Origin of the sequence: Phycicoccus sp. CSK15P-2 (assembly GCF_016888005.1) — a bacterium.
Classification (GTDB): domain Bacteria; phylum Actinomycetota; class Actinomycetes; order Actinomycetales; family Dermatophilaceae; genus Phycicoccus.
This window is the reverse complement of the sequence record NZ_JAFDVE010000031.1, coordinates 18,753-32,963: the sequence shown is the minus strand read 5'-3', so window position 1 is coordinate 32,963 and position 14,211 is coordinate 18,753. Positions and strand designations below refer to the sequence as shown.

The 14,211-nt window shown below is 73.4% G+C and carries 17 protein-coding genes; 11 read left to right on the top strand and 6 right to left on the bottom strand.

Going from position 1 to position 14,211, the window contains the following annotated elements; genetic code table 11:
* Positions 1–2: 2 nt before the first annotated feature.
* The 4 genes from JQN72_RS16680 (at position 3) to JQN72_RS16665 (ending at position 3,296) form a co-directional block, all read left to right on the top strand.
* Positions 3–455 (top strand): MaoC family dehydratase, encoded by a 453-nt coding sequence (locus tag JQN72_RS16680; RefSeq protein ID WP_204136262.1) that lies wholly within the window; start codon positions 3–5, stop codon positions 453–455.
* Positions 452–1,522 carry a phosphotransferase family protein gene (locus JQN72_RS16675; RefSeq protein WP_307812786.1) on the top strand — a complete coding sequence of 357 codons (1,071 nt, stop codon included), beginning with the start codon at positions 452–454 and terminating at the stop codon, positions 1,520–1,522. Before JQN72_RS16680 ends, JQN72_RS16675 begins: the two co-directional genes overlap by 4 nt.
* 37 nt (positions 1,523–1,559) lie before the next feature.
* Complete coding sequence (locus JQN72_RS16670) at positions 1,560–2,792, top strand: acyl-CoA dehydrogenase family protein (protein ID WP_204136261.1); 1,233 nt, start codon at positions 1,560–1,562, stop codon at positions 2,790–2,792.
* Positions 2,793–2,951: 159 nt separating this feature from the next.
* Positions 2,952–3,296, top strand: coding sequence for a hypothetical protein (locus tag JQN72_RS16665; RefSeq protein WP_204136260.1), 345 nt, complete (start codon positions 2,952–2,954; stop codon positions 3,294–3,296).
* Between the two features lie 520 nt (positions 3,297–3,816).
* On the opposite strand, the gene JQN72_RS16660 is transcribed toward JQN72_RS16665, so the two are convergent.
* Together JQN72_RS16660 and JQN72_RS16655 are read right to left on the bottom strand one after the other, a co-directional pair.
* Complete coding sequence (locus JQN72_RS16660) at positions 3,817–5,079, bottom strand: type II toxin-antitoxin system HipA family toxin (protein ID WP_204136259.1); 1,263 nt, start codon at positions 5,077–5,079, stop codon at positions 3,817–3,819.
* Positions 5,076–5,363 (bottom strand): helix-turn-helix transcriptional regulator, encoded by a 288-nt coding sequence (locus tag JQN72_RS16655; RefSeq protein WP_307812785.1) that lies wholly within the window; start codon positions 5,361–5,363, stop codon positions 5,076–5,078. The genes JQN72_RS16660 and JQN72_RS16655 overlap by 4 nt, the downstream gene beginning before the upstream one ends.
* Before the next feature lie 466 nt (positions 5,364–5,829).
* Between JQN72_RS16655 and JQN72_RS16650 the strand changes: the two genes are divergently transcribed.
* From JQN72_RS16650 to JQN72_RS16630, 5 genes are all read left to right on the top strand, one after another.
* A complete protein-coding gene (locus JQN72_RS16650; RefSeq protein WP_204136257.1) occupies positions 5,830–6,174 on the top strand; it encodes a YtxH domain-containing protein in 345 nt (114 codons plus the stop codon).
* Positions 6,171–6,629 (top strand): phage holin family protein, encoded by a 459-nt coding sequence (locus JQN72_RS16645; RefSeq protein ID WP_307812784.1) that lies wholly within the window; start codon positions 6,171–6,173, stop codon positions 6,627–6,629. The genes JQN72_RS16650 and JQN72_RS16645 overlap by 4 nt, the downstream gene beginning before the upstream one ends.
* Complete coding sequence (locus tag JQN72_RS16640) at positions 6,626–6,919, top strand: DUF3618 domain-containing protein (RefSeq protein ID WP_204136256.1); 294 nt, start codon at positions 6,626–6,628, stop codon at positions 6,917–6,919. Before JQN72_RS16645 ends, JQN72_RS16640 begins: the two co-directional genes overlap by 4 nt.
* An 88-nt stretch (positions 6,920–7,007) precedes the next feature.
* Positions 7,008–7,229, top strand: coding sequence for a hypothetical protein (locus JQN72_RS16635; RefSeq protein WP_204136255.1), 222 nt, complete (start codon positions 7,008–7,010; stop codon positions 7,227–7,229).
* Positions 7,230–7,391: 162 nt separating this feature from the next.
* Positions 7,392–8,441, top strand: a complete 1,050-nt coding sequence (locus JQN72_RS16630) for an alcohol dehydrogenase catalytic domain-containing protein (protein WP_204136254.1) — start codon at positions 7,392–7,394, stop codon at positions 8,439–8,441.
* Between the two features lie 24 nt (positions 8,442–8,465).
* Here JQN72_RS16630 and JQN72_RS16625 read toward each other — a convergent pair whose 3' ends face one another.
* The 4 genes from JQN72_RS16625 to JQN72_RS16610 all read right to left on the bottom strand — a co-directional run bounded on the left by JQN72_RS16625 (position 8,466) and on the right by JQN72_RS16610 (position 12,483).
* Entirely contained in the window at positions 8,466–9,140 is a 675-nt protein-coding gene (locus JQN72_RS16625) for a VOC family protein (RefSeq protein ID WP_204136253.1), read from the bottom strand.
* 94 nt (positions 9,141–9,234) lie between these two features.
* On the bottom strand, positions 9,235–9,789 hold the full coding sequence (locus JQN72_RS16620) for a YdeI/OmpD-associated family protein (RefSeq protein WP_204136252.1): 555 nt from the start codon (positions 9,787–9,789) through the stop codon (positions 9,235–9,237).
* A 9-nt stretch (positions 9,790–9,798) separates the two neighbouring features.
* Positions 9,799–10,974, bottom strand: a complete 1,176-nt coding sequence (locus tag JQN72_RS16615) for a sialidase family protein (protein ID WP_239100796.1) — start codon at positions 10,972–10,974, stop codon at positions 9,799–9,801.
* Positions 10,975–11,214: 240 nt separating this feature from the next.
* Entirely contained in the window at positions 11,215–12,483 is a 1,269-nt protein-coding gene (locus tag JQN72_RS16610) for a CdaR family transcriptional regulator (protein ID WP_204136251.1), read from the bottom strand.
* A 155-nt stretch (positions 12,484–12,638) separates the two neighbouring features.
* On the opposite strand from JQN72_RS16610, the gene JQN72_RS16605 reads away from it, so the two are divergent.
* The gene (locus JQN72_RS16605) at positions 12,639–13,475 is read left to right on the top strand and encodes an ABC transporter ATP-binding protein (RefSeq protein ID WP_204136250.1); all 837 of its coding nucleotides are present in this window, start codon (positions 12,639–12,641) and stop codon (positions 13,473–13,475) included.
* A complete protein-coding gene (locus tag JQN72_RS16600; RefSeq protein ID WP_307812782.1) occupies positions 13,472–14,185 on the top strand; it encodes an ABC transporter ATP-binding protein in 714 nt (237 codons plus the stop codon). The genes JQN72_RS16605 and JQN72_RS16600 overlap by 4 nt, the downstream gene beginning before the upstream one ends.
* Positions 14,186–14,211 lie beyond the last annotated feature (26 nt).

Genomic DNA, 14,211 nt, shown 5'->3' with positions numbered 1-14,211 from the left:
GGGTGCGCACCTTCACCGGCGTCGAGGAGCTGCAGGCCGCCGCGGGCACCCACCTCGGGCACTCGCCGTGGCACACCGTCACCCAGGAGCAGGTCGACACCTTCGCGGACGCGACGGGCGACCACCAGTGGATCCACGTCGACCCCGAACGCGCGAAGGACGGCCCGTTCGGCGGCACGATCGCGCACGGCTACCTCACACTGTCGCTCGTGCCGATGCTCGTGTGGCAGGTCTACACGGTCGAGGGCATCCGGATGGGGGTCAACTACGGCTCGGACAAGGTGCGCTACCCCGCGCCGGTACCGGTCGGGTCGCAGGTGCGGGCCGGGGTCGAGCTGCTGTCCGTCGAGCCGGGCGGCGGCGGCTTCCAGGTGCGCACGAAGGTGACGGTCGAGATCGACGGCGGGGCCAAGCCGGCCTGCGTCGCCGAGGTCATCAGCATCGTCGTCCCGTGACCACCGACGCTCCCGCCGAGCCCGGCACCCCGCCGGGCCTGGACCCCGCCGCGCTCACCGCGTGGTGGCGGGTGCACCTCGACGATGACCACGCCACGACCCTCACGGGGACAGCGCCGTTGCAGGTGGTGCACATCGCCGGCGGCAAGTCCAACCTCACGTACCGGGTCGGGGACGGCGAGCGGACGTGGATCGTCCGCCGTCCGCCGCTCGGGCACGTGCTGGCCACGGCGCACGACATGCCGCGCGAGCACCGGGTCGTCTCGGCGCTGGCGCCCACCGCGGTCCCGGTGCCCGAGACGTACGCGCTGTGCGAGGACGAGGCGGTGGTCGGCGCACCCTTCTACGTGATGCAGGACGTGCCGGGCCGTCCGTACCGCACCGCCGAGCAGCTGTCGGTGCTCGGCGCGGAGCGCACCCGAGCACTCAGCGAGCGGCTCGTCGACACGCTCGCGGCGCTGCACGCGGTCGACCCGGCCTCGGTGGGGCTCGCCGACTTCGGCCGGCCGGAGGGGTTCCTCGTCCGGCAGGTCGGGCGGTGGAGCACCCAGATGAAGCGCTCGCTGACCACGGAGCGGCCGCTCGAGGCGCGGCTCGCGCAGCAGCTCGAGGACGGCGTCGAGGCCGCGGCGCGGGACTCGCGTCCCGGCATCGTCCACGGCGACTACCGGCTCGACAACTGCCTCACCGACGACCGGGACAGGATCGCGGCCGTCATCGACTGGGAGATGGCCACCCTCGGCGACACCCTCACCGACCTCGCGCTGCTCGTCCTCTACGGTCGGCTGGCGCAGCTCGCGCCCGGTGCCGTGGCGGATGCCGTCAGCGCGCCGGGGCACCTGAGCGAGGCCGAGATGCTCGTCCGGTACGCGGACGCCATCGGGCTCGGCCCGGTCGACCTGCGCTTCCGGGTCGCACTCGCCGCGTACAAGCTCGCCGCCATCCTCGAGGGCATCCACCACCGCTACCTCGCCGGGCAGACCGTCGGCGAGGGCTTCGAGGGGGTCGGCGCGGTCGTCGAGCCGCTGCTCGCCGCCGGCCTGGACGCGCTGTCGTCCTCCCCCTGACCCCGTCCTGTCCTCCCCACGACCGAAGGAGCCCGCGATGGACTTCGCTCTCGACGACCGCACCGAGGAGCTGCGCACCGAGCTGCTGGCGTTCATGGACGGCCGCGTCGTCCCGGCGCGCGCCACGTTCGAGGCGCAGATGCTCGAGCTGGACGACCCGTGGGCGTGGTCGACCGTGCCGGTGCTGGACGAGCTGCGCGCGGAGGCTCGGCGGCGTGGCCTGTGGAACCTCTTCCTGCCGGGTGAGACCGGCGGGCAGCAGTACGGGGCGGGGCTGACCAACCTGCAGTACGCACCGCTCGCGGAGGTCACCGGCCGGCTGGGGCGGCTGGCTCCGGCGGTGCTCAACTGCTCGGCGCCGGACACGGGGAACATGGAGGTGCTCGCGATGTTCGGCACGCCCGAGCAGAAGGAGCGCTGGCTGGCGCCGCTGCTCGAGGGCCGGATCCGTTCGGCCTTCGCGATGACCGAGCCGGACGTCGCCTCCTCCGACGCGACGAACATCTCCACCTCGATCCGGCGGGACGGCGACTCGTACGTCGTCAGCGGGCGGAAGTGGTGGATCACGGGGGCGATGAACCCGGAGTGCGAGGTCTTCGTCGTCATGGGCAAGACCGACCCGGACGCCGACCGGCACCGCCAGCAGTCGATGGTCCTCGTGCCGCGGGACGCCGAGGGGCTCGAGGTGGTGCGGCCGATGGAGGTCTTCGGCTACGACGACCGCGACCACGGCGGGCACGCCGAGCTCGCGTTCCACGACGTGCGGGTCCCGGCGGGCAACCTCGTCGGCGAGGAGGGCGCCGGGTTCGCCATCGCCCAGGCCCGGCTGGGTCCGGGTCGGATCCACCACTGCATGCGCGCGATCGGGGTGGCGGAGGCGGCCCTGGAGGCCATGTGCGCCCGGGCGTCGGAGCGGGTGGCCTTCGGCCGGACGCTGTCCGAGCAGGGCGTGGTGCGGGACTGGATCGCCGAGTCGCGGGTGCGGATCGAGCAGCTGCGGCTGCTCGTCCTCAAGGCCGCGTGGCTCATGGACACCGTCGGCAACAAGGGCGCGCACACCGAGATCCAGGCCATCAAGATCGCCACCCCGGCGACCGTCGAGTGGATCCTCGACAAGGCGATCCAGGTGCACGGTGCGGGCGGCATCTCGCAGGACTTCGACCTCGCCGCGGCCTGGGCCGGCAACCGGACGCTGCGCTTCGCCGACGGCCCGGACGAGGTGCACAAGAACGCCCTGGCCAAGGCCGAGCTGAGGCGTCACGCCGTCTGACGTCCCGTGGGTGAAGAGGGCGCCGGTGCGAGCGGTGCGGTGCAGGTCGCCGCGGCACCAGATCTGTCCGGAACCGCCGATGACCGGCGAGATGCGCACCCACGGTTCACCGTCAGGCGCGACAATGTCCTTGTGGCGCATCCTGACTCACATGACCCGGTGGCGGCAGCGCGCGCGGAGGTGGTCGGCCTGCGCATCACGGGGATCTTCTTCCGCCATGACGTCGTCGAGGTCCACATGGGACACGTGGTCCTCACCGGACGGACGAAGCCGTTCGGAAGGATCGGAAGCCACAGCGCCGGGCCGTCCTCGATGGTGTCGCTGATCGGGCGCACGGTGGGGGCGCTCACCGTCGTGGACGGCCAGTACGTGGCCCTGGACTCCGGCGACAGTCGACTGGCGTTCCCGATCGGTGGGCCGACCGCGACCGGCCCGGAGTCGGTGACACTCGTCCGGCCCACGCGAGGTGACGTGGGCGTCGAGTGGGTGACCTGGAGCTGGTAGGGGCGCTCGGCGGTCCGGTGGCCCGTCGATGACAGAGGAGACCTACGTGGTCACACGCAACCACACGGCCGAGCGTCCTGTGCCCTGCGGCTTCAGGAGCCCTTCGTCTTTCAGGTCGTTGAGGACCAGGCGGATGGTGGGATCGTGCGGCGCGCGCCCCGCCTCGAGCCGGAGCATCGCCGCCGCGTCGCGCGCGATGTCGTCGTAGTCGACGACTGCCGGGCCAGGTCGAACAGGGCCAGACCCCGCACGTCGTCGCGGGCGTCGCGTGGGTGCAGCCCCGCGGCGGTGAGAAGGTCGAGCTGTACCCCGGCCAGACCGTGTGGTGCCCGCCCGGCGAGGAGCACCGGCACGGGGCCGCGCCCGACTCCTTCATGGAGCACCTCGCGATCAACGACACCGGCGACGACGGCGATCTGGGGAGATCACGTCACCGGCGAGGAGAGCGGTCGGTCCGCGCCGGGCGGGCGCCCGGGGCAGCACCGGCTCCCCACGGGTCGGACCCGCGTGGCCGCTGCGTCTATCTGGACGTGCGCGCGGAGTGCGCCTCGAACGCCCATGACATGGCGGTGATCTCCTGCGAGGACAGGCCGCAACGGCGAGCCACCGTGGCCCACTGTGAGACGGACGCCTTGACCTGCGCGACGATGGCGCCGGCCTCCTCGGCGTCGAGGCGGAAGTAGTCCGCGACGGAGAGCGCCAGCGGGATGCTGGCGGTGTCATCACCCAGGTCGATGGTCGTGCTCAGGTGCTTGGGTCCCGGTTCGGGGTCGGGGTTCAGGTCGAACGCCGGGGACAGCCGCCAGGTGTCCCCACCCGCGTGGAGGAATCCGTGGTTGCGCAGGTGGTCGTCGGTGTTCGAGACGAGGATGGAGAACACGATGCGGCGCCAGAGCTGGCGCAGGTCGGCGGTCGCGCGTGACGAGCGTGTCTCGATGGCCTCGGCCACCTCCAGGTAGCTGCCGTGCTCGCCGTCGGTGGACCGGAGCATCGTCATCGCGCTGACGTAGCCGACCCGGCCGATAGCCCCACCGTCGGCGCCGCTGGCCCGGTCGAACCGGTCGACGACGAGAACGGCGCGGCCGGCGAGGTCGAGCAGGGTGCTCCCCGGAACGGTGATCCCGGCCCGGGCGGCGAGCTCGAGCGCGACCTTCTCCCACGCCATGACGTTCCACGTGTCGTGCGCGGCGCTGGGGAACTTGGCGATGGCGAGGTTGCCGTCGGCGTCGCGAACGTGAGCTTTGGGCCTTGCCCCGCCGAGGGAGCTGCCGACGCGGACGAGGCGTTGGAGATCCGAGAGGTCCGCCGAGTCCGTCTCGGCTCGAGCAGCGAGGTCGAGCAGCTCGGGCAGGTCGGTCAGAGCGGGGACACCGTGCTCCTCCACCGCCTCGAACGGCCCGTCTGCGCGGCGGAAACGCAGCGCGCCCTGTCGCAGGTCGTCGCGGACCCCGAGGAGGTAATCGGCCTCGCCGAGGCTGCGCGGTTCGCGGCCTTCGGCTCGGGCTTGGGCGGCCTCGCGCCGCACGACCAGAGTCCGGCCCCATCGGTCCGGGGCGCAGTCCCCGAACGCACCGAACGTCGGATGACCGATGACGCTCTGGTGGGCGCCGGCTTCGAGGGGTAGTCCGGGCTCCAGGGAGTAGGCGCGCGGGTCCGCGAGGTACTCGGCGGCGTAGGTGAAGCTGGCGCTCTCGGCGCCGCCGCCGCGGCGGCGGTGAGAGTACAGAGTGCCGGCGCGCACGTCGACGCCCGCGACGGACACCCAGACCTCGACGGCGCTCACCCGTGGCCTCCGCGAGGCCGCACTCTCGCCGGGAGCTCTTCGTCGGCGCGGAGGCGGCCCACATCGGTGGCGTACGGGTCGAGGGCCTTGGCCAGAAGCTCCAGGACGCCCAGCGCGCGAGCCACCCGCAACAGGTTCTCCACCGACGCTCCCCGTCCGCTCTCGAGGCGCAGGACGGTGCTGCGGCTGACACCGGCACGGTCGGCGACCTGCTCGACCGTCAGGTGGCGCAGCTTGCGCCAGGTGGTCAGGTCACGTCCCAGACCATCCAGCGCTCGCGTCACCGCAACAGGGGTGCGTCCTCGTATCGCGCCAGCCATCATCCACCTCTCTCAGGTATCAGAAAAGATCCTCTAGTAGCTCTTAAGTGTCAAATATAGGATCTTGTGATCCTCAGGCGCGGCGCGATGCATCGTCCGCTCCGGACAGGTCGGAACCTACCCCGGCCCCCCGGGGGCTCGTGCACGGCGCTCACGAGGGTCGCGGTCGACAGCCGAGGACCTACCGCGAGGCGCCCGGCTGGGGCCACCTGCAGGCCGTCACCTGCGGCCGTGCGGCCGCCGAGCGGGACGGAGGCCGTGGCACCCGAGCGTCAGGCGGCCGAACCGTGTCGTCCGGCGACGTCGAGTGCGGTTGGAGCAGACCGGAACCAGTCTCCGAGACGGGGGTGTGCCTCCCCGGTCGGATGGGTAACGAGCGGGGGATCATGACAGCCGGCCGTGACCGTCGGCCCCGTCGAGAGGACCCACCATGTCGAAGCTGACCCTCCTCGCCGCCGCCGCGGTGGGGTACGTGCTCGGTGCCAGAGCCGGACGTGAGCGGTACGAGGAGATCGCGGACACGGCGCGGAGCATCTGGTCCAACCCGCGCGTGCAGAAGGGCGTGGACCGCACTCAGCAGACGGCCCTGCAGAAGGGCCGAGAGGCCGGGCGCAAGGTCGGCGAGAAGGCGAGCGAGGTGGGCGCGAGGGCGAGCGAGGCTGTCGAGCGCCACCGCGGGGACGGCGCCGACGACGCGACGCCCGAGGTGCCGCCCACCGACGGTGTGACGGCGGCCGGCCCGGCCGGCACGCCCGGAAAGCACCGGTCGTCGTGAGCGGCGCCGACCCACGGGCCACCGGGCCCGACCCCGACGCGACGACCGGCCAGCTCGTCGCCCGGATGAGCACCGACCTCTCCGAGCTCGTCCGCTCCGAGATCGCCCTCGCCAAGGCCGAGCTGCAGGAGTCGGTCAGGCACGCTGGCATCGGCGCCGGCCTCTTCGGCACCGCGGGGGTCGTGGCCCTCTACGGCCTCGGCGCCCTCGTCGCCGCCGCGATCCTCGGGCTCGCCCTCGTCGTCGACGCCTGGCTGGCCGCGCTCGTCGTCGCCGTCGTGCTGTTCGCCGCCGCCGGGGTCGCTGCCCTCGTCGGCAAGAAGCAGGTGGCCGAGTCCACCCCGCCCGTGCAGCGCAGCGTCGAGAACGTCAAGGCCGACGTCGAGGCCGTGAAGCACCCCGGCACCGCCCACCCCGACACCACCGCTCCGACACCGGAGGGAGACCCACGATGAGCGCGACCACCCCGGACGGGCCCCGGACCCCGCAGGCGGTACCCGACCCCTCGGACCCCGCACAGCTCGAGGCGCACGTCGAGGAGACGCGCGAGGACCTCGCGGCCACCATCGACGCCCTCGGCGCCAAGCTCGACGTCAAGAGCCGCACCCAGCAGCGGCTGCGTGGCGTGCAGGACGCCGCGACGGACGACCACGGCCGCCCCACGCTCGCGGCCTCGGCCGTCGGCGCCGCGGTCGTCGCGGCCCTCACGGCCGTCGTCGTGGTGGTGGTCCGCCGCCGGCGCTGAGCCACTCCGTCGGCGGGGGCACGCACCTGCGCCGACAGCACGCCCAGACCGGCGCTTGACCTGGACGCTGCGTCAACCCTCCACGCTCATGGCGCACCCACGGCCACTCGCCGACGTCCTGGAGCGGCTCATACAGCGGGCCCTCGAGGCCGGGGAGCTGGGGTCGGAGGAGGGGCTGGACGACCCCTTCGTCCGGCTCATGGACGCCACCACGAGCCAGGCGGCGCCGGCAGCGCCGCGGCTCCTGGCCATCCTCGAGGCGCGCGGACGGAAGGGCTGGACCCGGATCGAGCGCGTCACCACCGGATGACCGGGCCGAGCCGACGGGTGAGTGCAGGCACCGGCTCCAGGCGGGAACCTCCGGTCACGCACCCCGAAGTATCCGGTGCGTGACCGGAGGTTCCGGCATCAGGCGAGAAAGGTGGGGCGGCCCGACTCGCGGGGAGCGCACGGCACGGTGTGGGATGGGGGCATGCGAGCCACCTATATCTTCGGCGCCGGCGACGTGCGCGTCGTCGACGCCCCCGACCCCACCCTGCGCCGCCCCACCGACGCCCTGGTGCGCGTCGTCCGGTCGTGCATCTGCGGCAGTGACCTCCACCCGTTCCACAACGCCGAGCCGGTCGAGGGCGGCAAGCCCATCGGCCACGAGTTCGTCGGCGTCGTCGAGGAGGTCGGCGACGAGGTGCGCACCGTGCGCCCCGGCGACTTCGTCATCGCGCCCTTCCTCATCTCGTGCGGCCACTGCGAGTTCTGCAGTGCGGGTCTGCACACGTCCTGCGTGAACGGCGGCTGGTGGGGCGACCTCGACGGCCTCGGCACTCCCGGCGGCCAGTCCGAGGCGATGCTCGTCCCTCTCGCCGACGGCACCCTCGTCCCGGTCCCCGGCGTCGGCGACGACACCGACGAGCGGATGCTCGCCTCGCTCCTCACCCTCTCGGACGTCTACGGCACCGGCTGGCACGCCGCGCGGACCGGCGGTGTCACCGAGGGCAGCACCGTGACGGTCATCGGGGACGGCGCGGTCGGCCTGCTGGCCGTGCTGTCCGCCCGCCAGCAGGGCGCCGGGCGCATCGTCCTCATGGGGCGCCACGAGGCACGTACCGACCTCGGCCGCGAGTACGGCGCCACCGACGTCGTCGCCGAGCGAGGGGACGAGGGCATCGCTGCCGTCAAGGAGCTCACCGACGGCGGCAGCCCGGTGGTCCTCGAGTGCGTCGGGCACCTGCCCGCCTACGAGCAGGCGCTCGGGGTGGTCCGCCCCGGCGGCACGATCAGCCGGGTCGGGGTACCGCAGTACTCGGACGGCCCGGTCGGGCGGGTCCTGTTCGGGCCCAACGTCACCCTCACGGGCGGGGTCGCGCCGGTGCGCGCGTACATCGAGCAGCTGCTGCCGGGCGTGCTCGACGGCAGCGTCGACCCGGGCCGGGTCTTCGACCGCACGCTCTCGCTCGAGGAGACCCCCGCCGGCTACGCCGCGATGGACGGCCGCGAGGCGATCAAGGTGATGCTCCGCCCCTGACGCCGCGCGGAAGGTGGTCGACGGTCATCGACCGCGGTCGGCGACGGTGCAGACGCAGGACCGGTTCCCATCGGCGTCCTCGACGACCCAGTAGGACGGCGCGGCCGCGTCGCTGACGAGCCGGCCGCCGGCCTCGAGCACGGCGGCCACACGGCGCTCGCCCTCGTCCGTCGCGACCCACACGTCGGCGTGCCAGCGCTGAGGGACGGTGGGCTCCGGCAGCGGCGGCCCGGCGTCGCCGTCGGGCGGGCCCTGCCACCACAGGGTCGGAACCTGGCCCGTGCGGTCCACCGGCTCGCCCTGCACGACCTCCGAGCCGAGCAGGGCCGCGTACACCGGCGCCAGCTCCTCGCCGTGCGTGGTGTCCAGGCCGAGCTCGAGCTGGGTGATCCCGCCGGGGTCCGCCGACGCTCCGAGCCGGGCCGCCGCCTCGCTGATCCGCGCCGCAGCCTCGAGGTCGGTGCGGGTGACGCCGGCGTCGCTCGCGCCGGGCAGGGCCACGACGACGTCGGCGTCCGTGAGGACGACCTCGGGCCGGCGGCCGGCGTCCGTCACCTTCCCGATCTCGTGGACGAGCGCGACCCCGGACGCGAAGTCGGCGGTCCGGTAGCGGGCCTTCAGCCGCCCGATGATCTGCCGCCAGTCGTCCGGCCCGGCCTCCCGGACCTCCTCGAAGCTGAGCCGCTCCGTGTCCGTCATGTCTGCTCCTCCGGGGTCTCTTCCGCTGGCTTCCCGGAGACCGTAGGAGAAGAACCGGACGACCCGCGTCCGCTGTGCGCGCCGGGGCCCGGAGTCAGGACGGCTCGGGGAGCTTGCCGCTGCGCATGACGTCCGGGTCCGTGCAGGAGGAGAGGTCGAAGCAGCAGGGCCGCCGCTTGCCGTGGTCCATCTTGTCGAGGCTGACCCGGACCCGCTTGGCTCGCGTGTCCGCGTTCTTCGTCGCCCCGACCCAGCGCACCCACTCCCACCGGGCCATCGGCGTGATGTCCTCCCAGACCTCCCGGATCGCCTGGGGTGCGGAACCCAGTGCCGCAGCGAGGTCGTCCGGTACCTCGGGCTCGGGCCACTCCTCGGCGACGACGAGGGTGACCTCGACCGGGTCGCCCTCCTCGACCCCTGCCGCGGAGGCCAGCGTGTCCTGGACGCGCAGCCAGTGACCGCGCCGCCCGTCGGGCTCGACGACCGTGGCGAGCTCCCTGCCCGCGAAGGACCCGTGCACCGCCACCTGCCCCCGGGAGGGCAGCGCGGCGCTCGCGTCGTCCGGCAGCCGCACGAGCGTCACCGGGCCGAGCACCTCGACGGCCCCGCTGAACTCGACGGTCGTTCCTGCCGCGGTCTTCGTCGCCATGCCGTCAGCCTACGAGCCGGCGGCCGCGGCCGGAGCCGGCTCGAGGACGTCGACGGACAGGACAGTCGGCAGGTGCCGCGCGACCTCCACCCACGTCTCGCCTTCGTCGGTGCTGGCGAACACCGAGCCGGTGTTCGTCCCGAAGTAGACGCCCGCGGGGTCCCGCCGGTCGCCGGTCATCGCCTGGCGGAGCACCGTGAAGTAGCAGGACTCCTGCGGCAGGCCCTCCCGCTGGGCCTCCCAGGTGGTCCCGCCGTCGCGGGAGCGCCACACGGCCGCCGAGGCGTCCGGCGGGTACCGCCCCTCCATGTCGCCGTTGAGCGGTAGCGTCCAGAGCGTCCGCTCGTCGCGCGGGTGCGTCCACAGCGGGAACCCGAACGTGGACGGCAACCCCTCGCCGATGCCGTGCCAGGTCCCCCCGGCGTCGTCGGAGCGCCACACCCCGTAGTGGTTCTGCTGGTAGAGCACGTCGCCCCCGGCGTGCTCGACGTGGTGGACGCACATCCCGACCTGCCCGTCGGAGGGGCCGGCCGGATGGCTCGCGCCGCCACCCTCGGCCGGGTCGGCGAGGTCGTTGCAGCGCTCCCACGTGACGCCGCCGTCGGTCGTGACGAACACCCCGGCGGCCGAGATGCCGACCCACATCCGGTCCGGGTCCTCCGGGTCGGCGACGATGGTGTGCAACGTGAGCCCGGCCGCGCCCGGGCCCCACTCCTCGCGGGACGGATGGTCGGTGAGCCCCTTGACCGTCTCCCACGTCCGGCCGTCGTCGTCGCTGACCAGCAGCATCGCGGGCTTGGTCCCGGCGTAGAGCCGGTCTCCGACGCGGACGAGCGACCACACCTGGCCGAACTGGTCCCCGAAGGGCGCGCCACCCTCCTCCCAGCCGACCATCGCCGCGAAGTCGGGGTCGTTCGCGGCCCACTCGTCGACCTGCCCCGTGGTCAGCTTGGTGACCTCCCAGGAGTGCCCGCCGTCAGCCGAGCGCCAGACCCCTGCGCCGGACCACTCACCGCCGCCGCCGGCCCAGATCGTCCCCGTCCGTGGGTCGCCGACCATGTGGTTGACCGGCCAGCCGTCGCAGTACGGCCCGCGGACCGACCACTGCGTGCGCCCGGCGTCCCCCTCGACGACGAAGGCTCCCTTCGTCGTGCCCACCAACAGCTGGATGGCTGCGTCCGTCATCGTGTGGCCTTCCTCGAGAGGCGTCCCCGTGGCTGGTGCCGCCGACCGCCGCGACCAGTGTCCCGAGGCGCGCGCGCTTCGGCAAGGCCCGTGGCGGCGCGGGCGGACGTGCAGGGTGGTACGCCAGGATGGGCAGGCGACACACCGGGGGCTGGTGCGCAGGACCGGCCCCTCCACGGCCGGTGGTGCCGCGCGAGTGACCAGCCGGCCCGGCTCGGGCCGACGACCCTCGGGTGCGACTCAGCCCCGTGCAGGACGTACCGACCGGCCGGTGGACATCAGCCCGAGAGCGAGCAGCAGGCGGTCGCGGGCCACGTGGAGGTCGCGTCCGGTGAGCTGCTCGATCTGCTTCTGCCGGTAGATGACCGTGTTGCGGTGGCAGAACAGCTCCTCGGCGGCGCGCGAGTGCGACACGTTGCACCGGAGGAGTGCGGCGAGGGTGTCGAGCAGCACCTCACGGTGTCCCTCGGGCTGGCTGAGCAGCGGGCCGATGGACTCCTCCACGAGCAGGGACGTGATGTCGGGGTTGGCACTGAGCAGCACCTCGGGAAGGCGGTCGTTGACGGCGACGACGTCGGCGCATCCGCGGGGAAGGGTCTGCGCGGCTCGCACCGCCAGCTGGTAGGCGCTGCCGAACCCGCGCAGCCCGTCCGCGGCCAGCGCCACGCCGACCCGGCCGGTGGCCGCCGGCCGCAGCAGCTCGACGAGCTCGCCGCAGCCGAGGCCGCCCATCGGCACCAGACCCACCTGGACCCCGCCGCGCACGTACCAGGCCGATGTCCGTCCGGCCCGTTCGAGCCGGTCGTCGGGCGAGCGCAGCGGCTCGCCGAGGGACTCCTCGACCGTCGCCGCCACGCAGGCGAGGGCTTCGTCCGTCGCGACCCCGAGGGTCTCGGCCGCCTCGGCGGCGAACGCCGGGTCCGCTCCGCGGCCGTCGATGAGCCCGTCGAGGTACCCCGCCTGCCGGTGCAGGTCGCGCCGGACGAGCCGGGCGCTCTCGCGCCGGTGCGCGTCGATGAGCACGGCGTTCTGCACGTGCAGGGAGTGCCACAGCCGTTGCCCGGCGACGTTGAGCACGTGGTCGTCCAGGCCGAGCTCGCTGCGCGGGCCGAGCTCCAGCAGCGCCTCCCAGAGCACCCGGCTGCCCAGCGTGTACGCGTTGAGCACGAGCTCGAGGGGGACCCCCTGACGGGCTCGCCGGCGGCCGGTCTGCCGCCAGACCTCGGTGACCCGGTGCTCGGCGTCGGGCCGTCCGGACATCGTCAGCAGCCCGCCACGGACGTGCTCGCGCGTGCTGCGGCGGACGTCCGCCAGCATGTTCTCGGGCGCCCCCTCGTACCACTCCGGGTCCTTCTCGAAGATCGCCGCGGTGATGGCGTCGGAGATGGCGTCCGCCTGCGGGAGCAACGCGCCCCAGGCACGCCGCAGCGCTTGCTCCAGCTGCTCCTCGGCGAGCACGCCGGTGCCGGGGGGAGGGGAGACGAGTCCGGACGCTCCCGGGGTGGGCATGGCCACAGGGTGGCATCCGAGCACAGTGCTTGTCAGCCCGGGTGGCACGAACACGGCGGAGCGCACCAGTGATTTTGTGCTGCGCGCCCATATCGCCGGTTTGTGCACTCCGTCCAGGCTGGGGCCCCTGGGGTCCCCGACGATGAGGAGCCACCGTGACGGCTGTCCATGCCGAAGCGCAGCACGACACCGGTCGTGCGCTGCTCGGGCTCGAGGGCGTCACGGTGCGATTCGGCGGAATCACCGCCCTCTCGGAGGTCAGCCTCGACATCAGCGAGGGCCGGGTGCTCGGCGTCATCGGCCCCAACGGCGCGGGCAAGACCACGCTGTTCAACGTCGCGTGCGGCTTCCAGCGCCCGGGCGAGGGGCGCATCACCTGGAAGGGCGAGCAGCTGTCCCGGCTGCGTCCGCACGACCTCGCAGGTCTCGGCATCTCGCGCACCCTGCAGGGCCTCGGCCTGTTCGAGCGGATGACCGTCCTCGAGAACGTCACCGTCGGCGCCGACCGGCACGCCCGCGCCGGCTTCTGGTCCGGGCTGCTCGCCCTGCCGGGCAGCACCCGCGAGGAGACGGCCCTGCGCGAGCGGTCGATGGCCGCCCTCGCGGAGCTCGGCATCGCCGAGCACGCGCCCCGGTACCCCGGCAGCCTGCCCTACGCCATCCGCAAGAAGGTCGCCCTGGCCCGGGCGCTCGTCGTCGAGCCCGAGCTGCTGCTCCTCGACGAGCCGGCGTCCGGTCTGTCGAGCGACGAGATGGCCGAGCTCGGCGAGCTGGTCCGCGGGCTCACCGACCGGATGGCCGTGATGCTCGTCGAGCACCACATGGACCTCGTGATGAGCGTCTGTGACGACATCGCGGTCCTCGACTTCGGACGGCTCATCGCCCGGGGCACACCCGACGAGGTGCGCGAGGACGAGGCGGTCGTCGCCGCCTACCTCGGCGACGCGGTGAGCCACGCCGACGCGTCCTCAGACCCGGTGGCGGGGTCGTGACCGTGCTCGACGTCCAGGACCTCACGACGACCTACGGCGCCGTCCGCGCGCTCGACGGCGTGACGTTCACCGCTCCCGAAGGCAAGGTCACCGCCGTCCTCGGCGCCAACGGCGCGGGCAAGACCACCCTGCTGCGCACGCTCTCCGGCCTCGTCCCGCCGACCCGTGGCACCGCCACCCTCGGCGACACCGACCTCCTCTCGACCCCCGCGGAGGAGATGACCCGCGCCGGTCTCGCCCACGTGCCCGAGGGCCGCGGCGTCATCGCCCAGCTCACCGTGGAGGAGAACCTCCGGCTCGGCTCGCTGGGCGCCCGCCCGCAGACCGAACGGCGGTTCGGCCTCGAGCGTGTCTTCGGGCTCTTCCCCCTTCTCGGCGACCGGTCGAACCAGGTGGCGCACACGCTGTCCGGTGGTGAGCGGCAGATGCTCGTCATCGCCCGCGCCCTCCTCGCGGAGCCGAGCATCCTCCTGCTCGACGAGCCCTCCCTCGGCCTCGCGCCGCGCGTCGTCGGGCAGATCTTCGACCTGCTGCGCGGCCTCGTCGACGAGCAGGGACTCACCGTCCTCCTCGTCGAGCAGAACGCCCGCAGCGCCCTGTCCATCGCGGACGTCGGGCTCGTCCTCGACCTCGGGAAGGTGGTCGTCCACGACGACGCCCGGACCCTCGTCGACGACAGCTCGCTCCGCCACGCCTACCTCGGGTTCTGACCCGCCACCTTCGAGCCGAGAGGACG